Annotated in this window: 20 protein-coding genes, 2 tRNA genes and 1 pseudogene; 10 read left to right on the forward strand and 13 right to left on the reverse strand. The window is 52.6% G+C overall.

Going from position 1 to position 21,297, the window contains the following annotated elements; all coding sequences use genetic code 11:
• Nucleotides 1–337 precede the first annotated feature (337 nt).
• The 5 genes from RHJ31_RS04815 to RHJ31_RS04835 are packed head-to-tail and all read left to right on the forward strand — an operon-like array spanning nucleotide 338 to nucleotide 4,553.
• Nucleotides 338–673: a rubredoxin gene (locus tag RHJ31_RS04815; protein ID WP_302677563.1), complete on the forward strand. Its 336-nt coding sequence runs from the start codon at nucleotides 338–340 to the stop codon at nucleotides 671–673.
• A gap of 25 nt (nucleotides 674–698) precedes the next feature.
• Nucleotides 699–1,706, forward strand: a complete 1,008-nt coding sequence (locus tag RHJ31_RS04820; protein ID WP_302677564.1) for a photosynthesis system II assembly factor Ycf48 — start codon at nucleotides 699–701, stop codon at nucleotides 1,704–1,706.
• Between the two features lie 39 nt (nucleotides 1,707–1,745).
• Nucleotides 1,746–2,819, forward strand: coding sequence for an aromatic ring-hydroxylating dioxygenase subunit alpha (locus tag RHJ31_RS04825; RefSeq protein ID WP_302677565.1), 1,074 nt, complete (start codon nucleotides 1,746–1,748; stop codon nucleotides 2,817–2,819).
• A gap of 57 nt (nucleotides 2,820–2,876) precedes the next feature.
• On the forward strand, nucleotides 2,877–3,656 hold the full coding sequence (gene fabI, locus RHJ31_RS04830; RefSeq protein ID WP_206200197.1) for an enoyl-ACP reductase FabI: 780 nt from the start codon (nucleotides 2,877–2,879) through the stop codon (nucleotides 3,654–3,656).
• Between the two features lie 51 nt (nucleotides 3,657–3,707).
• Nucleotides 3,708–4,553, forward strand: coding sequence for a PspA/IM30 family protein (locus tag RHJ31_RS04835; RefSeq protein WP_206200196.1), 846 nt, complete (start codon nucleotides 3,708–3,710; stop codon nucleotides 4,551–4,553).
• A 6-nt stretch (nucleotides 4,554–4,559) separates the two neighbouring features.
• Here RHJ31_RS04835 and RHJ31_RS04840 read toward each other — a convergent pair.
• From RHJ31_RS04840 to RHJ31_RS04865, 6 genes and pseudogenes are all read right to left on the reverse strand, one after another.
• Nucleotides 4,560–4,631: transfer RNA gene (locus RHJ31_RS04840), tRNA-Lys, on the reverse strand.
• Nucleotides 4,632–4,685: 54 nt separating this feature from the next.
• A complete protein-coding gene (locus RHJ31_RS04845; RefSeq protein ID WP_302677566.1) occupies nucleotides 4,686–5,468 on the reverse strand; it encodes an HAD family hydrolase in 783 nt (260 codons plus the stop codon).
• Nucleotides 5,469–5,485: 17 nt separating this feature from the next.
• A tRNA-Gln gene (locus tag RHJ31_RS04850) sits at nucleotides 5,486–5,557 on the reverse strand.
• 70 nt (nucleotides 5,558–5,627) lie between these two features.
• Entirely contained in the window at nucleotides 5,628–6,638 is a 1,011-nt protein-coding gene (locus tag RHJ31_RS04855) for a sulfate/molybdate ABC transporter ATP-binding protein (protein WP_206200194.1), read from the reverse strand.
• A gap of 217 nt (nucleotides 6,639–6,855) precedes the next feature.
• A pseudogene (locus tag RHJ31_RS04860) lies at nucleotides 6,856–7,474 on the reverse strand (transposase).
• A 98-nt stretch (nucleotides 7,475–7,572) separates the two neighbouring features.
• Nucleotides 7,573–7,959: a hypothetical protein gene (locus RHJ31_RS04865; protein WP_149819415.1), complete on the reverse strand. Its 387-nt coding sequence runs from the start codon at nucleotides 7,957–7,959 to the stop codon at nucleotides 7,573–7,575.
• Between the two features lie 448 nt (nucleotides 7,960–8,407).
• Between RHJ31_RS04865 and RHJ31_RS04870 the strand changes: the two genes are divergently transcribed.
• The 5 genes from RHJ31_RS04870 (at nucleotide 8,408) to RHJ31_RS04890 (ending at nucleotide 13,216) form a co-directional block, all read left to right on the forward strand.
• Complete coding sequence (locus tag RHJ31_RS04870; protein WP_206200193.1) at nucleotides 8,408–8,947, forward strand: spore coat U domain-containing protein; 540 nt, start codon at nucleotides 8,408–8,410, stop codon at nucleotides 8,945–8,947.
• Nucleotides 8,948–9,129: 182 nt separating this feature from the next.
• Nucleotides 9,130–9,705, forward strand: a complete 576-nt coding sequence (locus RHJ31_RS04875) for a spore coat U domain-containing protein (RefSeq protein ID WP_206200192.1) — start codon at nucleotides 9,130–9,132, stop codon at nucleotides 9,703–9,705.
• A 1-nt stretch (nucleotide 9,706) separates the two neighbouring features.
• Nucleotides 9,707–10,477: a molecular chaperone gene (locus tag RHJ31_RS04880; protein WP_302677567.1), complete on the forward strand. Its 771-nt coding sequence runs from the start codon at nucleotides 9,707–9,709 to the stop codon at nucleotides 10,475–10,477.
• 10 nt (nucleotides 10,478–10,487) lie between these two features.
• Nucleotides 10,488–12,752, forward strand: a complete 2,265-nt coding sequence (locus tag RHJ31_RS04885) for a fimbria/pilus outer membrane usher protein (protein ID WP_302677568.1) — start codon at nucleotides 10,488–10,490, stop codon at nucleotides 12,750–12,752.
• Entirely contained in the window at nucleotides 12,725–13,216 is a 492-nt protein-coding gene (locus RHJ31_RS04890; RefSeq protein ID WP_302677569.1) for a spore coat U domain-containing protein, read from the forward strand. The genes RHJ31_RS04885 and RHJ31_RS04890 overlap by 28 nt, the downstream gene beginning before the upstream one ends.
• Nucleotides 13,217–13,230: 14 nt before the next feature.
• On the opposite strand, the gene RHJ31_RS04895 is transcribed toward RHJ31_RS04890, so the two are convergent.
• The 7 genes from RHJ31_RS04895 to RHJ31_RS04925 form a co-directional block, all read right to left on the reverse strand.
• Nucleotides 13,231–13,464, reverse strand: a complete 234-nt coding sequence (locus tag RHJ31_RS04895; RefSeq protein WP_149819402.1) for a DUF370 domain-containing protein — start codon at nucleotides 13,462–13,464, stop codon at nucleotides 13,231–13,233.
• Nucleotides 13,458–16,760, reverse strand: coding sequence for a carbamoyl-phosphate synthase large subunit (gene carB, locus RHJ31_RS04900; protein ID WP_302677570.1), 3,303 nt, complete (start codon nucleotides 16,758–16,760; stop codon nucleotides 13,458–13,460). Before carB ends, RHJ31_RS04895 begins: the two co-directional genes overlap by 7 nt.
• A gap of 120 nt (nucleotides 16,761–16,880) precedes the next feature.
• Complete coding sequence (locus tag RHJ31_RS04905; protein WP_149819398.1) at nucleotides 16,881–17,387, reverse strand: DUF6790 family protein; 507 nt, start codon at nucleotides 17,385–17,387, stop codon at nucleotides 16,881–16,883.
• A gap of 186 nt (nucleotides 17,388–17,573) precedes the next feature.
• Nucleotides 17,574–18,221, reverse strand: coding sequence for a type II secretion system protein J (locus RHJ31_RS04910; RefSeq protein WP_206200187.1), 648 nt, complete (start codon nucleotides 18,219–18,221; stop codon nucleotides 17,574–17,576).
• A 12-nt stretch (nucleotides 18,222–18,233) separates the two neighbouring features.
• Nucleotides 18,234–18,740, reverse strand: coding sequence for a GspH/FimT family pseudopilin (locus tag RHJ31_RS04915; RefSeq protein ID WP_302677571.1), 507 nt, complete (start codon nucleotides 18,738–18,740; stop codon nucleotides 18,234–18,236).
• A complete protein-coding gene (locus RHJ31_RS04920) occupies nucleotides 18,718–19,509 on the reverse strand; it encodes a prepilin-type N-terminal cleavage/methylation domain-containing protein (protein ID WP_302677572.1) in 792 nt (263 codons plus the stop codon). The genes RHJ31_RS04915 and RHJ31_RS04920 overlap by 23 nt, the downstream gene beginning before the upstream one ends.
• A 17-nt stretch (nucleotides 19,510–19,526) precedes the next feature.
• Nucleotides 19,527–21,248 (reverse strand): hypothetical protein, encoded by a 1,722-nt coding sequence (locus RHJ31_RS04925; protein WP_302677573.1) that lies wholly within the window; start codon nucleotides 21,246–21,248, stop codon nucleotides 19,527–19,529.
• Between the last annotated feature and the right edge of the window lie 49 nt (nucleotides 21,249–21,297).

A 21,297-nucleotide genomic window follows, 5' to 3' on the forward strand; every position in this document is an offset into this window, starting at 1 on the left:
ATAGAAAGTGCAGGCCTCTATTCTACCCCCAAAAGTAAAATGCCAGCCCCCTTGATGATATGGAAGCCAGCATTCTACGGAATATTAAAGGAGATTTAAGGTTAAGGTCTATATGGGCTGACCTCAATTGAATACCCTTATCATGGCATCACTTCTTGGCAGGGCTGGCTTCCCTAATCTTTTCTTTATATTTATGTTGCCAAGGTCTGATCTTTCGTTACATGTCTTAGAGTTTCGCAGTATTGTCCTGAAAACTCCCCTGCCCTCATCACAAGAAACGCCCCTAAATCCCGTAGTATTAAGATGTATGTCGCAAATCTTAAAAATTTCTTGAGGTATGACCGCCGAAACCCCTGATGTTGCGCCCTTAGATCGGTTTGAGTGCCGTGCCTGCGGCTACATCTATGAACCCTCAAAGGGAGACGAGAATCGCTCGATTCCGCCGGGGACAGCCTTTGCTGATCTCCCCGTGAACTGGCGGTGTCCAGTGTGCAGTGCTCCGAAAAAGCAATTTAGCAACATTGGACCTGTGGGATTCCCCTCAGGCTTCAAGGAAAATCTGAACTACGGCTTGGGTGTGAATCGCCTCACCCCCGGCCAAAAAAATATCCTCATTTTTGGTGGTCTTGCCCTTGCCGTTCTTTTTCTACTGAGTTTCTATAATGTTCGCTAAACAAATTGACAGTTATTGGCAAAAAATGAAAGGAATCAAGTTCCTGCATTGGCTACTGGTGACCGTTGTCCTCTGGATGAGCCTGAGTACCTCTGCCCTTGCCATCCCCGCCTTGGACTACAACCCTTGGGAAGCCATCCAACTACCAACCACCTCAACCATTCTCGATATGAGCTTTATTGACCGTAATCACGGTTGGTTGGTGGGTGCCAATGCCACACTGATGGAAACTCGCGACGGCGGTCAAACTTGGGAACCACGTACGCTGGTTTTAGATAATCCCGACTATCGCTTCAACAGCGTTAGCTTCCAAGGGAACGAGGGCTGGATTGTCGGCGAGCCACCCATTATGCTGCACACGACCGATGGTGGCCAATCTTGGAGTCAAATTCCCCTCAATCCCAAACTCCCCGGCTCACCCCGCCTGATCAAAGCCCTTGGCAATGGCGCTGCGGAAATGATGACCGATGTAGGCGCCATTTACCGTACCAAAGACAGCGGCAAAAACTGGCAAGCATTAGTCCAAGAAGCCATTGGGGTCATGCGCAACCTCAACCGTTCCCCCTCTGGGGAGTATGTGGCTGTCTCCTCGCGGGGGAGCTTTTACTCCACGTGGGAACCAGGACAAACCGCTTGGCAACCCCACAATCGCACCACCTCGCGCCGTGTCCACAATATGGGCTTTACCCCGGATGGTCGGCTCTGGATGATTGTCAATGGCGGTAAAATTGCCTTCTCTGATCCAGACAATTCCGAAAACTGGGGAGAACTGCTGAGTCCCCTGCGTCGCAATAGTGTTGGCTTCCTTGATCTGGCCTATCGCACACCCAATGAAGTATGGCTAGCAGGGGGTGCCGGCATGCTGCTCTGTAGCCAAGATGGTGGCCAAACGTGGCAGCAGGATATCGACGTCAAAGACGTTCCCTCAAACTTTTATAAAATTCTCTTCTTTGGCCCCGATCAAGGGTTCATTATTGGTCAGAAGGGGATCTTGCTGCGGTATGTGACTGACTTGACGGCTGCTTCGGCGTAACGTAGAAAATAATTGCCAAGCATCTGGTAGAGTCTGGTTATGAACTCCAGCAGCACTTCATTCTCCCTCCATGAGGGTAGTAGTTTCTTGCGCAATATCTGGTACTATGGCCTGCCAGCCGCTGATCTCAAGCCGGGTCGCTGCCAAGCCAAGGTGCTTTTAGGGGAGCCTATTCTCTTCTGCCGTACCACTTCAGGCAAGCCCTTTGCGCTGCGCAATCTCTGCCCTCACCGTGGCATTCCCCTGCACTATGGTCACTTTGATGGGGAAGAGGTGGAGTGCCCCTACCACGGCTGGCGCTTCAATGCCCATGGCCACTGTACGCTGATTCCCTCCCTGACCAGTGATAGCGATGTGGATCTCAAGCACTTTGGTGTGTTGAGTTATCCCGTACGCGAGGTGCAGGGCAATCTCTGGATTTTTTTGCCGGCCAATGAGCGCAATGTTAGTGAACCCACTCTAGAGGTTCCCCTTGTGCCCGGATTTAGCGCCGAGACCCAACCCCAAGCGGTGCAAAAATTCATCTTTCCGGGACATCTGGATCAGGTGTTTATTAACTTTATGGATCCCTCCCATGCGCCCTTTGTCCATGGGGCGTGGTGGTGGCGTAAGCGGGGCAAGCTCTTTGAGAAGGCAAAAACCTTTGATCCGTCGCCCTATGGCTTTACCATGCGGCGGCATCCCCTCCTGCGCAAGTCGTGGGCACACCATATTCTGGGCGGCCACCCGGAGGTGGAAATTATCTATCGGCTGCCAGGGATTCGCATCGAAACCAACTATAGCGATCGCCACACCTTTTGCTTTCTGATTACCCTTACCCCCATTAACGATCAGGAGACTGAACTCACCGCCACCTACTACTGGACCTTTCCATGGCTCGCCCCCCTGAAAACCTTACTGGCTCCCTTAGCGCGGGAATTTCTCAACCAAGATTTGCGCATTGTGGCCAAGCAAAGCGAAGGCCTAAAGTACAAGCCACCGTTGACGCTTATCAAGGAGGCCGATTACCAAGCTAAATGGTATTACCAGCTTAAGCGGGAGTACGAGAAAGCCACCCAAGAGGGACGGGAATTTGTCAACCCCTTGAAAACCCAAGTCCTACGCTGGCGCTAAAGGCAGCAGCCCCTCTGGTACGATCAGAGGGTTAGATCCTTCACACTGGCTGTACCTATGCTCCTAGACCTATCGGGAAAACGCGCCCTTGTGACCGGCATTGCCAATAATCGCTCCATTGCTTGGGGGATTGCCCAACAGCTCCATGCAGCAGGTGCTGAACTGGCAGTGACGTATCTTCCCGACGAGCGGGGAAAGCTGAAGCAAAAGGTCGAGGAACTGACAGCCCCCCTTGCCCCCAAGTTGCTCCTGCCGCTAGATGTGCAGCAACCTCAACAAATTGACGAGACCTTTGCGGCGATTCAATCCACATGGGGTGGCTTAGATATTTTGATTCATTGCTTGGCCTTTGCCCAAAAAGAAGATCTCAGTGGTGACTTTTCCGCCGTCTCCCTTGAAGGCTTTAATCTCGCTCTCGACATCAGTGCCTACTCCCTGATCTCTCTCAGCCGTGCCGCTAAACCATTGATGACCAACGGCGGGTCAATCATTACCCTGACTTATTTGGGGGGTGTACGGGTTGTGCCGAACTACAATGTCATGGGGATTGCCAAGGCAGCCCTAGAAATGAATGTGCGCTACCTCGCGGCAGAATTGGGGCCTCAGAAGATCCGTGTCAATGGTATCTCCGCTGGTCCAATTCGCACCTTGGCTTCCTCAGCAGTGGGGGGCATTCTCGACATGATTCACCATGTGGAAGCCACAGCTCCGTTGCGGCGCACGGTGACCCAAACAGAGGTGGGCAACACAGCAGCCTTTCTTGCCAGCGATCTAGCCAGTGGCATCACTGGTCAAATTCTTTATGTGGACGCCGGTTACTGCATCATGGGCATGTAAATAAAAGCCATGCGCTAGAGTAGAGTCAGCGAGTTATTGACGAGGCAAAGCATGGGTTTACTTGATCGTGTCGGCATGGTGATTCGCTCTAATCTCAATGCCATTGTCAGTGCTGCTGAAGATCCAGAAAAAATCCTTGAGCAAACAATTATTGACATGAACGAGGACTTGGTGAAGTTGCGCCAAGCCGTTGCTCAAGCCATTGCTGCTCAGAAACGACTAGAGCAGCAGTACGCCCAAAATCTTAAGGATTCCCAACAGTGGGAAGAGCGGGCACGTCTTGCCCTCAGTAGAGGAGATGAAGCCCTCGCGTTGGAAGCCTTGAACCGTAAGAAAACTGCTGCAGATACCGCTGCCGCCCTTAAAGCCCAAGTGGATCAAATGGCAGTCCAAGTAAAAACCCTTAAGGACAACTTGACCGCCCTTGAAAGCAAAATTTCTGAGGCGAAAACGAAGAAGGAAATGCTCAAAGCGCGTGTCCGGGCAGCCAAAGCCTCTGAGCAGATTCATCAAGCAGTCAGCAAGGTGGGTACCTCCAATGCGATGGCGGCATTTGAGCGTATGGAAGATAAAGTCCTGCAAATGGAAGCCCGCTCCCAAGCGATCGCTGAACTGAGTGGCGATACTCTTGAAAGTAAATTCCAAGCGCTCCAAAGCAGCGCCAACAAACAAGATGTGGAATTTGAACTGCTAGAAATGAAGCGGCAAATGGGCTTATTGCCCGATGCCCCCTCTGCGGGGACACTCCCCCAGACCTCCAGTGGCAGCAGTCAGTTAAATATTAATATCAACGTCTCTACCCCCGAAGTGCAGGACGCGCCACGCCCCAGTGCATCCTCTCAAAGTAAATCTATTGATGACGATATGGCAGAACTCCGCCGCCTACTGGATAGTTAACTCAAATGGGTCGCCTGGGATTCGAACCCAAGACCAATCGGTTAAAAGCCGAGTGCTCTACCGCTGAGCTAGCGACCCACGCTGTTTCGCAGCTTTTCCAGTATAGAGAAAACCACCTTGAAAGACAAGGGGTTAGGGGCAAAGCCAGTGGGGAAATTCACAAAATTGTTCTTGGCTGAGGAGATGGATGCGCGGATGTGCCTCGGCTTGGGCGCGATCGCCAGCAGTGGTATAGCCCCATATCGCCAAGAAGAGTTCTGTTTCCCCTAGCGCCGGCGTATCCGCAACCTGTAACAGTGCCCCAAGGCGATCCTCAACAAACCACAGGGGAGCGCCATAGGTTGACTGCAGCGCCTCAAGAATCACAGGCTTTGGCTGCCGTTGCTCTTTGCCATAGATCGCCTCTGGCGGAAAGGAAATGCCCGCTTGCTCTAGCAAATACGTAACAAAGCGCTGCTCCTTGGTGGTGACAATGGCGAGGGGTTGACCTTGGGCTTGCCAGCGTTGTAAAGCGGCTATGACACCGTCATAAAAGTCATGGAGTGCTAGCCAGCTTTGCCAGTCCGTTGCAATCCAGCGATCGCGCAGGCCGTCCACTCGTTCTCCCAAATCGGTGGCAGTGAGATGGTAGGTAGCAAGTAGGCGATCGCGCACCTTTGGCCAGTTTTGGAGAATCTCTTGAGTAGAGGTGCCTTCAACAATTGCTCGCAACAGGAGTGGCATTTCCCAACCCACCGTAATCACAGGGCGCAATTGACCAAATTGCCTTTCTAGTTCCTCTAGGGAAAGCGCAAGGGGCTGCTCAGGCCACACCTGCTGATATACCTGCCAACTGGTTTGAAAATATTCCCGCAGGCCATTGCAGAGGACGCCATCAAAATCTAAGGCCAGTAATGAGGGTAATATTTGTGACATTGCTGTCTAAAACCTAACTGGGGCGGGAGGATTCGAACCCCCGAATGGCGGGACCAAAACCCGCTGCCTTACCGCTTGGCGACACCCCATTGCGTTGCTTTGTTAGCATAGCAAGTTTGGCTTGGTTTGTTCAAGGGATGGACTGATTTTTTTTCGTGCCTAAATGCTGTAATACAGGGGAAAGGACTTTGCCTCCCGTGGCTTAATAAAGACCTGCTGTTGGGGTTCAAGGCGCAGCTCGTCAAATCGCTCTCGCGATAGGTGTGCCATCAATTCCTGCCCATCGTCTAGGCGCAGTTCCACCTGAATTTCCCAACCCAAGTGAATGATGCGGTGAATGCGAGCTGGGACGGTGTTACCATTGGGACTTGTCTCAATAATGATGTCGCGCGGGCGCAGAAAAATATCGCAGTGGGGGGCTGTGTCTTCGGTGGGCTGAAAAACACGGGAGCGCACGACGTTCACAGGGCCAATAAAGCTCATCACAAAGGGGCTAGCGGGATGGTCGTAAATTTCCGCGGGGGTACCCACCTGCTCCACTTGACCTTTGTTCATGACCACGATTTGATCGGCCACTTCCATGGCTTCCTCTTGGTCGTGGGTCACAAAGACCGTTGTCACATGGACATCATCGTGGAGGTGGCGTAGCCATGCTCGCAGTTCCTTACGTACCTTGGCATCGAGGGCACCAAAGGGTTCATCCAGCAATAGCACCTTGGGTTCTACGGCAAGGGCACGGGCAAGAGCCACCCGCTGGCGTTGTCCGCCAGAGAGCTGAGAGGGGTAGCGATCGCCCAAGCCAGCCAACTGCACCAACTCGAGCAACTCCTCAACCCGAGCTTTGATCTTGGCACGGGGCACCTTGCGCAGCTCTAGGCCAAAGGCGATATTTTGGCGCACAGTCATGTGCTTAAAAAGGGCATAGTGCTGAAAGACGAAGCCAATATTACGCTCTTGGACACTTTGATAGGTGGCGTCCTTGCCCGTGAGCAGAATCCGGCCAGTGTCGGGCATCTCTAAACCCGCAATCAGCCGCAGTAAGGTTGATTTGCCGGAACCTGAAGGCCCCAACAGCGCCACCAAAGAGCCACTGGCAATATCCAAATCCACCTGCTTGACCGCTTGAAAGGAGCCAAAGGACTTAGAAACGTTTTCAATAGTGATGCCCATAGCACTGCCAGCAATACTCTAGTTTCTCTATAAGATTACCGTAGTTTTGAAGCCCTGTGTCTTTGCCCACAGGGCAAACGCATACTCAGACAATGGCATGGCAACGCACCACCTGTGCCAACCGCTCTACCCCACCGTCAAGACTGAGTAGAATACAGGTGCCGTGGATTGCCCTTGAGGCTCAAAACATATAGCTATTCCAATAAAGAATGAGACATTATCCAGCACAATACTTGCGAATCACCTCATCAATCGAACTGTTTGACCCTGCATACATCCGCGCTCGCTTCAACGCACTGAAGTCGTGCTCAATCACATTCAAATCAGGAGAGTATTTCGGTAAAAATAACACCGCGTGACCCGCCGCTTTGACCGCTTCCTGAATCGCCCCTTTCGGATGAATCGGTGCATTATCCATCATCAACAACGACGGTCTCTTTAACACCGGCAAACAGTACTGACTCAACCAACTCACAAACCCTACCGCATTGAAATACCCGCAAAACAGCATTGGGGCGATGAAGTCTTTCTGATGTCTATACCGTCCTGCGACTCAACTCTCTCTTTTCTGACGCTTCCCCGCTCGCTCTCCATCAATTCGTTCGCCTCGCGCTGACCACCCATACTCAGACTCCACTCGATCGCTGGGCACGGTCGATTAAACGGTCATCGGGATGGGCAGCAACATCCGCTGCTAAGGCCGCCCAATCCAGCTTCCAAGGACGACGGGGGACAACTGTGGGGGCTAAGTCGTCTCGCTTCAGCCAGCGATGGATGGTGGCGCGACTGACCTGAAAGATTTGAGTCGCTTCACTGATTTTGCCACCTTGCTGGATGTAGGAGACAACCCGCTCTCGTCAGTCCAAGCTATAGCTCATGTTCTTGAGTAAGATTCATGACGCTTTGAGTATAGCCTATCCCTCTTGAAAATATCTCACTCCCTTTCGAAATTAATAGGAGCTGATGCAGGTGGTGTGTTCACCTGTTGCTTGAGGCCATCTATTTTTCGCTGAATACTGGAAACAGCAAAAAAGGGGAGTAACGGGATTGACCCCAAAAAGCCGATAACTAGGCAGCTAAAGACCACATCTTGCCACTGGTGTAGAATACCGTTCGCCACCAAAAATAGGGGAATAGCAGTTACACCAAGATACAGAAGAATAAATAGCCCCTGCAAAATCCTTGGCCAGACCCAGTTCCCTAGAGAAATGCCAACCACGATGACAATAATGCCCAGAACCGCCATTTCCCACTCGGTTAGGGTGTCAATATTACGCAAACTCTGAAGCAAAGCATCAAAACTTGGCAAGTCTGGCAACACAGCAATCACTCCAAATCAAAGGGCTACAAAATTTTCCTAGGCACTAGCATACACTCAAGTAAAATGGGGTCAATCAACATTACAAAAATATTTTTGAGACTGCCTTCGATGGCGATCGCATCCCATCAACGATGATCCTGACGCTTGGGGGTGCCAATCTTTAGATTAACTTTTGTTGCGTAGTTAAAATTCTCTGTTCATAAGTCCTGTAAGTGGTGTAAGATTGACAGTGTCCCTCTAACGGCTGCAATTGTGAATTCGCCGCACACCTTCACATTAGGCTTGCGTAAGCTTGGCCTACAAGTCATGACTGAGTGCTCTCCAAATTCATAATTAGCAATTTGTAGGGTTCACTCTAGCAATTAAAATACTGATGAACTGTTGGGAGAAGAGTCTTATGCATCACCCCTGTTTTCTGAGGCTAAAGCTCTACCCAATAAGTTTATTTTTGACTGCTGCCAGTGGTCTATTGCCACTCCTAACGGCTCAGCGCGCCCATGCTCAAACTTCACCTCAAACCAGTAACATCAACGTTCAGGCGACGGTGAAGGCAGCCTGTGTGATTAAGGGTGTTCAGGATATTAACTTTGGCACCTATGATCCCCTCGGTACCCACTACACCCAAGCGCTAGATGCCCAAGGTCAGGTGAGTGTGCAATGCTTACCGGGCACCCAAGCAACCATTCGGCTGAATCAGGGGAGTTATCCTGCTGCTTTGTCCAGTTGTCTTGTACCGCTGCGGCGTATGGCTTCTGGCTCCGCTCGCCTTCCTTATTTTTTGTATCGGGATAGTTCTTACTCCCCTCTTGACATTTGGGGCTGTAACTTCCTGAATGATGTGGACTACAGTGCGACCAATGCTAGCGTCAAAGACATTATCGTGTACGGTCGCATCCCATCGGGTCAAGCTCTTGCACTTTTAGGGACTCTGAATCAACTGACACCGGGTACTTATATCGATACGGTTCAGATTATTGTTTCTTTCTAAAGGAAAGATAAAACCTCCGTGAAATCACGGTAGGCAAGGGGGGGATGCTGTAGTATTGTTACTGCTAGTATGTGTTGCAAGCTCACCGCGAGTTATCCCTAAAGGTTTGCTACATTCAGTATTAGAGTAACATCAAAAATTGGGGTCTAAACTTTTTGCTGTTCTCATAAGGGGGTTTGACGATGACTTTCTCATTCCTGCTCAAACGGATTTTTCTCGGTCTATTTCTTACTGCGGCGGGGGGCGTACTGCCTCTGTTAATGGCACAGGCTGCCAAAGCCCAAACTTCGCCCCAAACCACAAATATCCAAATTCAAGCAAACGTCAACCCAGCCTGCAAAATTACGGGTACTCAAAATATCAACTTTGGTACCTATGATCCATTGGGTGCCCATGCAACAACGCCCTTGGATGCCCAAGGTGAAGTGAGTGTCAAGTGCTTACCTAAGACTCAAGCGACTATTAAGCTGGACGAAGGAAGCAACGCTTCATCGAGCTCTTCTTGTACTGCTCCTCTGCGCCAGATGGCCAATGCGGATGCTCGTCTTCCCTATGGATTATACAAAGATGCTGCGAGAAGTGAAGTTTGGGGCTGTGATCTCAGTAATGCTGTCGAGTACACAGCACCTAATGCATCTCCTGCAAACTTCCCCATCTACGGTCGGATTCTCGCAGCAGATAACTTACCGTCCGGTACTCTAGATCAGCTAAAACCCGGTGCCTATATTGATACGGTTCAAGTCACTGTCTCGTTCTAGCGTGCGCTTTCTATTGGGGTGGCGGTTTGCCCTGCTGGCCACAGTCATTGCCCTTGGCATGTCTTCAAGGGTGGGAGCACAATCCTCGGAGTTTTATCTGAATGCGGTGCAGGTGTTTCTCTCACCGCGTCAGCGAACGGCATTGTTGACCCTGACCAATACGGGGCAGGTGCCGATTAACTTTGAGATTAGTGTCCGCCGCTGGCAGCAAACCGCCGATGGCCAAGAGGAGCTAACGGAAAGCGATGGCAATGTCGTGGCTTTCCCTGTCTTGCTGTCGGTACCGCCAGGAGAACAGCGGACTTTACGGGTTGGGGTACGGCAACCGGCAACCACTGAAGAGCAAACCTATCGCCTCCTAGTGACAGAATTGCCCCCAGCCAATGTGCCAGAAACCCAAGGGGCTGCCATTCGCATTATCAAGACCTTTAGCCTGCCCGTTTTTGTCCAACCCGCCAATATCCAGCGCCAAGGCGAAATTTTGAATGGTCGGGTTGAAGGGGGCAAATTAAGTTTTGTACTCCGCAATCGTGGTAATGTTCACATTCAAACCCTTGGCATAACCGTACAGGGGCTGAATGAGCGGGGGACGGTTGTTTTCGAGCGGACGCTAGATTCTGTGTATGTTTTGGCCGATCGCGATCGCCCCTTTAGGAATATTCCTCTACCACAAACCAACTGTGCCCAAGTGCGCCAAGTCAAATTACAGTCTGTGGGCACCAACCCCTCCCTTACAACTGAAATTTCTACTCCCAACGGCGTTTGCGCTTAGTAACCTCCTGATGGCTGCTCCAGTCTCTGCCCAAGCAGAAGTCTCTGCCATTTATACCCTTGAGGTGAATCGCGTTACCAAGGGGGATGTGATTGTTTTGGTGCGTGGCGATGATGTGCTCATCCCTTTGCAAGATCTAGTGAATGCCGGTCTGAGGGAGATTGGCGGTCGCCGCGAAATCATCCAAGGCATTGAGCACGTCTCCTTGCAGTCGTTGGCACCGCAGATGACATTCCAGCGGGATGATGCCAACTTAGTGCTACGGTTACAGGTGGGAGCAGCCCAACTGCCACAAACGGTCATTGACTTTAAACCGAGTAATGAACCGCCGGGGATTCGCTATAGCCAACCCTTAAGTGCCTACCTGAACTATGGTGTTTTTTGGAATAACTTTGAACAACTGACGGCTGCCAGTGAAGTGGCGATTAGCTTTGGTGGCAATGCCCTCACCTCAACGCTGGGGTTGACTGCCGATGGCAACCTGCAACGGGGACTCACCGCTTTTAGATTGGATCATCGGCGCCATCTCACAACTTTGACCCTAGGGGATGCGTTTATCAGCAGTGACCTGTTGGGCGGGGGTGGCCTTTGGGGGGGCATTGTTTGGGAACGCAACTTTGGCCTTAGCCCTTACCTGATTCGCCAACCCGCCTTTGACTTTCGGGGTGAGGTAACCACCCCCAGCAGCGCAGAAATTTACCTGAATAACTTGCTGATTCGGCAGGTGACGTTACCGCCGGGGCCGTTTATTCTCAAAAATTTGCCCGCCTTTGGGGGCTTTAATCGCTTGCGAATTGTGATAAAGGATGCTGAGGGCAATCAACAGGTCTTTAGCCGTAATTTTGTCCAGTCGTTTACGTTATTGCGCCCTGGACTATCGGAGTTTATTGTGGCTGCCGGTGCCGAGCGGGAAAATTTTGGCACGGAGAATTTCAGCTACGGAGATCAGGTGCAATTTTTGGCGGCCTATCGGCAGGGCATTTTGCATAACTTGACCCTAGGGGCACGTCTGGAAGGCAATGGCGATCTTTTGAATGCGGGCTTGAACCTGAGTACGGCGATTCCCATTGGCACGCTGGATGTGGCGGCGGCGGTGAGTACCACTGAGGGAAAATTGGGGAGTGGGGTTGCTGTTGGCTACAACTATCCGGGGCGGCGGCTGGCCTTTGGTGGTGGGGTGCGCCTCCTCAGTGGCAACTATGTCAATACTGGCTTGGGTTTGGGGGACGATCGCCCGCAGTTAGAGGGCTTTGCCAATGCCACTCTGAATCTGGGGTCGCGGGTAACAATCAGTGGTCAGTACTTTTTTACCAACCCCCGCGATCAAGTGGTGCGGCAACAGGCAACGATTCTCGCTCAAGTGCAACTCCGCCGCAATCTCAGTCTATACCTGCAAGGTTCGCGCTTCCTTTCTGGCAGTGATCAGCCAGTGAACCAAATCAGTGTTACGTTTAACTACTTTCTGAACAATGCAGTGACACTTAACACTGGCTGGCTGCAACAGGGAAATCAGGGGGTTCCTTTCCTCAACGTCTCGCGATCGCTCCCGGTGGGCGTCGGCTATGGCTATCAGGGACAGGTGCTTCAGGCCAATGAGCAGGCCTTTGTCAGTGGCACATTTTCTTACAATGCCCCCTGGAGCCGCTACCAAATTGGCTACGCGCAGGCAGGGGATACAGGACAGGCGCAAGTGGTGGTGGAAGGGGGATTCGTCACAATTGGCGGTGAAGTTTTTGCCACGCGACCGGTGCAGGGGAGTTTTGTTTTGGTGGATGTGCCCAATGTGGGGGGTGTGCGCACCTACTTAAGCAATCAGGAAATTGGTCGCACGAATCGTCGCGGTAAAATTTTGATTCCAGACTTGCTGCCCTACTACGGCAATGCCTTGCGGATTGAGGATCAGGATATTCCCATTGATTTTGCCATTGGCCGCACCGAGCTACTGATTGCACCGCCTTTTCGTGGGGGAGCGATCGCCCGCTTTGATGTCCGCCCCAGTCGCAACTATGTCGGACGAGTGGTGATTTTGCGGGGCAGTGAGCAAATCATTCCCAATTTGGGACAACTCACCCTAGAACGCAACAAGGAAACAATCCTATCGCCCCTCTCGCCAAGGGGAGAATTTTACTTTGATACCCTAGAAGCAGGAACCTACACTGCTGAAGTGACCTACGAGCAACTGCGCTGTACGTTCCAACTGACACTGCCACCCAGTGACGATCTCTTTACTGATGTAGGGGAAGTCTCATGTTCGTTGCCCGACTCGCCACGATAGGATGCATCACTGGCCTCAGTTGCCTTGGGTATTGGGCAGCCGCACAGGCTCAGGGGACGGGTTGTCAGTTTCAAAGTGTGACCGGGTTAAACTTTGGGAGCTATGATCCTTTTTCGCCCATTCCTCTGGATACCACTGGTCAAGTCCAATTTGTCTGTGTGGGGAGTGGGGCTGGTAGCTTTAATAACCGACCCGTAACGGTTCAACTGAGCCAAGGGGGCAGCAATAGTTTTACACCGCGACAAATGAGCAGTGGGAGCGATCGCCTGAACTATAACCTCTATCTTGATGCTAATCGCAGTATCATTTGGGGCGATGGCACTGGGGGCACACAGCAACGGGGGCCGTTTATTCCCGGCAACAATGTCCTCAATACACTGATGATCTACGGTCGCATTCCTGCCCAGCAGTGGGTTGCCCCCGGCCTCTACACCGACTCACTGCGGGTGACGATTATTTTTTGATGTTTTAGAGGCGTCTAGGGGGGTGGGTTGAGTCGCGCCACCAACGTTTCAGGATGCAGCGCCGAGAGGACAACAATCTCCCCATCCAAGACCAGTACGGCACGAGTCCGCCGTCCGTGGGTGGCATCAATGAGGTGATGATGCTGCCGTGCTTCGAGAATTAGGCGCTTGATGGGAGCAGAGTCGGGGCTGACGATCGCCAGCAGTCGCTGCGGTGAGACGTAGTTGCCAAAACCAATGTTTAGCATTCTGCCCGATGGTAGTCCTGAAGTGCCCGTACCCCTAGGGTTGAGGTTTGCAGGGTTTTAATGGCGGCAGCCGTTGCCTTGGCACCGGCGATCGTCGTCACAATTGGAATCTTGTAGGCAAGGGCGGTGCGACGAATCAATTGGGCATCGGTACGGGCTTCCTGACCCGAGGGCGTATTCAGAATCAGGTGAATCTGCTCATTTTTAATCGCATCGAGGACATGGGGACGCCCTTCATGGAGCTTGAGGATGAGTTCAATATTACTCAGACCCGCCTCAAGCAGAGCATTGCGGGTTCCTTCGGTGGCAATAATCCGAAAGCCGAGGGACTGCAACTCCTGCACCACGGGCACAATCGCTGCCTTGTCGCGATCGCTCATCGATACAAAAACAGTTCCTTTCAAAGGTAACCTTTGATTGGCCGCCAGTTGAGACTTGGCATAGGCAGCACCAAAGGTCATGTCAATCCCCATCACTTCACCCGTAGAGCGCATCTCTGGCCCCAGTACCGTATCCGTACCGGCAAATTTTTCAAAGGGCAGAACCGCTTCCTTAACAGCGACATGGTTGGGAATCTTCTCATCGAGGAAATTGAGTTCTGCAAGCGTTTTGCCTGACATCAGGCGGGCAGCCATTTTAGCAAGGGGAATACCGATCGCCTTGGAGACAAAGGGCACCGTACGGGATGCCCGCGGGTTGGCCTCCAAAATATAGACCTGCTCCCCTTGTACTGCCAGTTGTAGGTTCATCAGCCCCACCACTTTGAGGGCCTTGGCGAGGGCAATACTCCACCTGCGAATGGTCTCCAACACGGTAGGAGAAAGGGATTGGGTGGGCAAACTACAGGCAGAATCCCCAGAGTGAATCCCGGCTTGTTCGATGTGTTCCATAATCCCACCAATCACCACGGTACCGCTGGCATCAGCAATGGCATCCACATCCACTTCAATGGCGTTTTCCAGATACTTATCAATGAGAATTGGTCGCTCTGGCTCCACCTGCACGGCTTCGTTCATATAGCGTTCCAGTTCGGCATCGGAATAGACAATTTCCATGGCGCGACCGCCGAGCACATAACTGGGGCGCACCACTACGGGGTAGCTAATGCGCTGGGCAATACTCAGGGCTTCGGCGTAACTGCGAGCGGTGCCATTGGGGGGTTGGGGGATATTCAGCTCCCGCAAGATTTTCTCGAAGCGTTCGCGGTCTTCGGCAATATCAATGCAGTCGGGCGAGGTGCCCCAGATTTGCGTTCCGAGGCGATCGCCATGGGTTTCGAGGTACTGCTGGAGGGGTAAGGCGAGTTTCAGCGGCGTTTGACCGCCAAACTGAATAATAATGCCGACGGGGCGCTCCACCTCAATAATGTTGAGGACATCTTCCTTCGTCAGGGGTTCAAAGTAGAGGCGATCGCTGGTGTCGTAATCCGTGGAAACCGTTTCAGGATTGGAGTTGACCATGATTGTTTCATAGTCATCCGCCCGCAGCGCGTAGGAAGCATGGCAGCAGCAGTAATCAAATTCAATCCCTTGACCAATGCGGTTTGGCCCTGAGCCAAGAATCATTACCCGCGGCTTGCGGGGGGGCAGCACTTCCGATTGCGGGGGCAGTAATTCAACATCGCCGGTATCGGGGTTAATTTGCTCCACCGGCCGCTCATAGGTGGAGTAGTAGTAGGGGGTGTAGGCTTCAAACTCTGCCGCACAGGTGTCCACGGTTTTATAGACGGGAACAACACCGAGGGATTGGCGATAGGCCCGCACCTGATCATCGGTGGTTTTGGTGGCGTAGGCAATTTGGGCATCACTAAAGCCCTGCTGCTTGACCCGCCAGAGATCATCAGCGGTGAGTTGCTCTAGTTTGCTGCGCTTGAGGAATTTTTCCGTTTCTAGGAGTCCCTGCAGCTGCCGCAGGAACCACGGATCAATGGCGGTTAGTTCATAAACCTCTTCAACGGTCATCCCCAAGAGGAAGGCGTGGCGAATGGCAAAGATGCGATCGGGATTGGGTGTGCGCAGTTTCCCCCGCAGTTGTTCAAGGCTGGGGAGTTTTTCGGGGCGATCGCACCCCCAGCCGGCGCGTCCGGTTTCCAGCGATCGCAGGGCTTTTTGCAGGGACTCTTGGAATGTGCGGCCAATGGCCATGGCTTCACCAACGGACTTCATTTGGGTGGTCAGCACCGGCTGCGAGCCGGGAAACTTCTCAAAGGCAAAGCGGGGAATTTTGGTGACCACGTAGTCAATCGTGGGTTCAAAGCTAGCGGGGGTTTTCTTGGTAATGTCGTTGGGGATTTCCGGCAGCGTGTAGCCCACAGCCAATTTCGCCGCCATTTTGGCAATGGGAAAGCCAGTTGCCTTAGAAGCGAGTGCTGAGGAGCGCGAGACACGGGGATTCATTTCAATCACGATCACTTCCCCTGTTTCGGGGTTAACGGCAAACTGAATGTTTGATCCGCCCGTTTCTACGCCAATTTCCCGAATGATTTTGATGGCAGCATCCCGCAGCCGCTGATACTCTTTATCCGTCAGGGTTTGCGCTGGTGCGACAGTGATGGAGTCCCCGGTATGGATACCCATGGGATCCACGTTCTCAATGGAGCAGATAATGACCACGTTATCGGCCATATCCCGCATGACTTCTAGCTCATATTCTTTCCAGCCAATCAGGGACTGCTCAATGAGAATTTGCGAGACCGGGCTAGCCTCCAGACCAGCGGCAGCAAGCTCTTCAAATTCCTCTTGGTTATAGGCAATGCCACCACCGCTGCCCCCCAAGGTAAAGGCCGGTCGAATAATCAGGGGATAAACCCCAATCTCTTGGGCGATCGCCCGCGCCTCTTCGAGGGTATTGGCCAAGCCCGACGGACACACCCCCACCCCAATGCGCTGCATTGCCTCCTTAAAGAGCTTGCGATCCTCGGCCATTTCAATGGCGGGTAATTTGGCACCAATCAACTCCACGCCATAGCGATCCAGCACTCCCGATTTTGACAGAGCCACCGCCAAGTTCAGCGCCGTTTGTCCGCCCATGGTCGGCAGTAGGGCATCGGGGCGTTCGGCGGCAATGACTTTTTCCACCATTTCCGGGGTGAGGGGTTCAATGTACGTGCGATCGGCGGTCTCGGGATCCGTCATGATGGTGGCGGGGTTGGAGTTAATCAGGATCACCTCGTACCCTTCCTCGCGCAACGCCTTACAGGCTTGGGTTCCCGAATAGTCAAATTCACAGGCTTGACCAATGACAATCGGACCCGAACCAATAATGAGAATTTTTGAAATATCGGTACGACGAGGCATAGGGACAACGCAGCCAAAGGATTTCAATCACGCCTTCCCTATCCTACACTCCCCCTTGAGATCGCGCCTGTTCTGTTAAGTTGAAAATCACTAGGTCACCAGCTCTGAGGGCGATTGGTGTTAGGATTTACTCACATTCCTATGAGGGTGGGACACATTCCAGCGACTGCGACCCCACAGCAATGTCAAGATCAACGACGGTACGCCAACATCGTAAAGCCAAATCCCCCAGCCAGCATTGTAGGGGGCAAAATTTCCCAGCAACATCTGTTGGTAGTGGCCATAGGCACATCCCAACACATAGACCGAGAAACCAATTCCTGTTGCTGACCAGAACAATCCTCGTTGCCAAATGCAGAGCAGGCCAAGAATCCCAAAGGCCAGATTCGCCATTGCGACCTCAAATTGGAAAGGACTCCCCGGTAACCAGCCAATTTTGCGAGCCGTCGCTGCAGCATCAAACGTATGCACCAACGCACTCATCACCCCCCCAATTCCCACAAAAATAACCAGTAGGTACAGCAAGCTGACATGGATGATCCCTGCCCGTGTACGCTGGTGAGGCTGTCGCCACAAATGCAGACCAATGCCAAGAATAGTCATCAGACTATAAAAAAGCCAAATCATGGTTGCATCCCTATAACAGCAGCAATAGAAAAACGATGACCCTTTTGTCAAACAGGGGGTACGTAAAGTAAAGGGGAGGTCATCCCGTTCCCTAGGAACTTTCACCGTTTTGAGCCTATTCTATCCGAGTGAAGAGGAGAAGCTATCAGTGTTCCCAAAAGTACCTCTCAAGGAATGCTGCTGCCGCTAGGGAGTGGGGGTCGCAGATCCGGATCGCACGGCGGCAAGGGTTTCTGCTTGGTAAACCGTACCCGTTGACTCCACCAAACCAGCAATGCAGAGCTTGACATTGCGATTGTGCTGAACGAAGACGCGAAACCCTCCTTTGTTGGTGCCACTGTCAACAGCGCCCGGCAAGTTATTGGTGCAGTTGGGACTCGTGTTGGCAATGCCATCAATCAACGCATTGGGGGTAGAGTCACCAATTTTTTGGCGATAGAGAATCATCGGGCCTCGCCACACCACATTGCTCGTCTTGGGACGGGTGTAATAGGCCACACGGGTCGTACTGGCGAGGGTGCCGTCGTTCTGTTCCTCTAGGTTATCCGCTGGTTTTTCTATAAACATCACCAACTGGTAGCCACCACTGGGAATGACCCAATCTGGGGGTGCCGTGGTTGAGATGCGAATGGCTGAGCGAATATCATCGGAGATAAAGTCGAGGGCGCGGCTCAGGTTCATGCGGGTAATTGCCTGCTCTTCAACACGACGATTGTTTTGCAGGATAGCCACCATTGCCCAACCACTCATGGCCACAACAATACTGCCAACGGCAGCCGCCACCAGTAACTCCGTCAATGTAAAGCCGCGATCGCTTCTGCGCCAACCCTGCATATCTATGCCCCTCTAGTTGCGTGCTTGACAGTTGTTGGCAGTCATACCCGTGGTGTCCGTTGCAAGGTAACTGCCCGTGCGCATAATCCCCAATCCCAAGGACACCACCAAACAGCGCTGAAGGGTGGGATTATTGGTAGAAGCAATGACAATAGTGCCTGTACTACTGGTGCGCCCCTGAAAGCCAAACCGTACGGCGGCAGTTCCTGTTCCTCGACGCAGGGTTACATTTTCCAGTTGGCGCGGCCCATTGGGCAGACATTGGGGTGGATCCCCCGCGATAGTGGGATTGGTGCCTGTGTTAATCGTCACTCGACAGGCTTGGTTGCGCCGCATTGCCTCCCGCTGCGCTTCCCGTAGTGCCCCCTCTAAGCTTTCAAGAGCTTGGTTGACCCACTGCGTTTCTAGCCAATAGAGAAAGCTCGGCGTGACAGCCACCGCTAAAATCGCTGCCACCGTCAGGACAATCAGGATTTCAATCAGGGTCATGCCCTGCTCACGGACAGCGGAAAAACGCATTGGGCACTACCTCGGTTGATAGTTGAGCAACGACGCGGTTGTTACTATTGCGCACAGAATAGGCCAGTTCTAGGGTTTGGAAAGGTGCCTCAGCACGGGTGGTGGGTGTGCGCGTCATCGTAAACGTGTCATTGACAATGGGGCGACTATTATTGCTGCTGTTCATCGGCGGAATCAAGGTTTGCAGGTAGGCACCAAAGCCACCATCAATGCCATTGGTTTCATTGGCTTGAATCCGACAGCGGGCATAGACACGAGTACCCGCCCCCCGATAGCCCCCTACTGGCGAGTCCAAGGTAATTGTGTTGGCTGACATAGAGAGAATACGGCGTGTGCCCGAGTCCGAACCAATGAGAACGCGATCGCCCACTCGAAACCCATCCGTGGGTGAAGTTACTGGACAGGCACCCCCGGTGCGATACTCTGGGGGCATGGCTTGATCGTAGTCACTTTCACCCGATTGAATGAGTGCCAGTGTTAAGGTGGTGTCATTGCCTTGGGCGGGTGCTGCCAGCTTGCGTTGGGCAAACTTGGTTTGGCAAAGATCGTAGGCAACAATTTTGATATTTTCCAGATCGTCTTGAATCCAGTGACTGGCCTCGGCAAATTTACGGGCATCCGCTTGGAAAAAGGCAGCGACAACAATGGCCTGCATCGCCGCTAGGGTAAAGAGGCTAATCACCAGAATGGAAGCCAAGACCTCCGCAAGGGTAAAGCCTTGGGAACGTTGCTGCACCAGCCAGTGGAAATAGAACTTACGACGAGTCATCAACATTACCTCCGAATTTAGTACTGGGCTAGGCGGTTCCAGTTGCTCGCTTCGGTGGTGCGTGCCACAACAATTGAAGCATTGACATAGTTGCCTCCCAAGGCTTCCGGTAGGCGATCGGGTACCCTGATTTCAGCATTGTTGGAGCTAGAACCATTCCACGTTTTTGCCCAAACTGCACCGAAGATATCTGGCTCGCGACTGCCGCCATTGATGCCTACCTTCGCATCAGGCGCATAAACAAAGACACTTCCTGCCGTGGCACCACCGCTAAGGGTGAATTCTTGGTCAGGTATCGCATTGGTTGGGTCTGGGGGATTGCCATAGATGCGTAGGCGATCGGGCGTGCCGACACCACTGGGAAGTCCCATATTAGCGTCGGTACCGCAGGTGGAACTATTGGGGCTACAGGTGTTGTCAATCCCTGCATTACCACTGAGGGAGATGTTGCCACTGACGTAGAGGCGAATGGCATAGTTCGTCGTATTAAATGTCACCCTCTCGTTACCACTGAGGTTAATGTTGCGAATGCGATAGGCGTAATAGACTTTCTCTGGGTTGACAATTCGCTTCTCGGGGCGTAGGGGATCAGGGATAAAGAAGGGAATGTTGGGGTCAGGGTCAACGTAGGGGCGATCGCCCGGACGGGGAAAGTTTTGGTCAGTTGTTCTACCTGTAATGTCCTGTGAGTCTTGGGGAGGATTTCGGCCTTGTCCTGGAATCGGAAAGTTGGCGTAGGCACCTTGACTGTAGCCGCCTGCCGCTTGCAGGGCTTGCTGAAAGTCGGTAATTTGACTGGATGGCAACCAACTGGGTAGCGTAGTCAGGGGAACACTCCCTAGCACGGAACCACCCACCGGATTGGGTGCTTCAGGAAAAGGCGGTAGGTTAATCTTGTTGATGGCGATCGTCCCCTCAATAATCGCGTTATTGAGCGCTCCGATGGCACTGCGCAGTCCCTGTTGGGTCGGCTGGCCATTTTGGCACTGGGCTTGGGGAACCACACAGTTGGCAGGATTGGTGCAGATCACGTTGCCGTTGACGGTGCCAAAGACATCATTGTTGCCGAGGTTAATGCTTTGTGCCAGCAGGCCAGGGAAGTTGGAGGGCACGCTGCGATCCGTAATTACCATCTTTTGCAAGATGAAGGCATTCGCCGGCGAGTTATTGGGCAAGCGACCTTCGATCAACAGGTGTCCGGTTTGCGTTGGCGCATCGTAGAGATAGGAGAGAATACGGTAATTGCCCTGCACAGGGGTGCCAATTGTGCCGTTGAGGACAATCGTATTTAGGTTATCGAGGGTAAAGCAGGGGGGCGCATCAGAATCAAGGCTCGCCGCTGTCCATTGGTCGACTGCGGGAACCTCAAGACCGGAGGTATTGGGTTGGCCAATCTTTGTGGCATCTGTGGTTCGATCAATAAGGTAGGGTCGGGAGGGATTAAAATTGGTATTGGTGTCAGGATTGTAGGTGCGGCGCAGCAGAATCTGGTAGTTGCCATTGAGTAAGCCAAGGGTACGAGCCATACCGCCTTCAGCCACCGCAAAGGCCTGCTGGGTTTGTTTTTGCAGGCTGGCAGTGGTCACATCCAGTTGCGATCGCGAGAGCAGGGTTAGGGCAACCACGATCATGATCAGTCCCATGCCCAAGACCAAAGGCAGAGTAAACCCCCGCTGCCGCCGCCGATACCCCGGACGGGGATAGCGATGTTTCAGTGAGCGCACCAGTTTTTTCATCATTGGCCTGTCCTCTATTGCCCCAACCTTTGCTCTATCAATATATCTTGAC

Origin of the sequence: Thermosynechococcus sp. JY1331 (assembly GCF_031583475.1) — a bacterium.
Lineage (GTDB): Bacteria > Cyanobacteriota > Cyanobacteriia > Thermosynechococcales > Thermosynechococcaceae > Thermosynechococcus.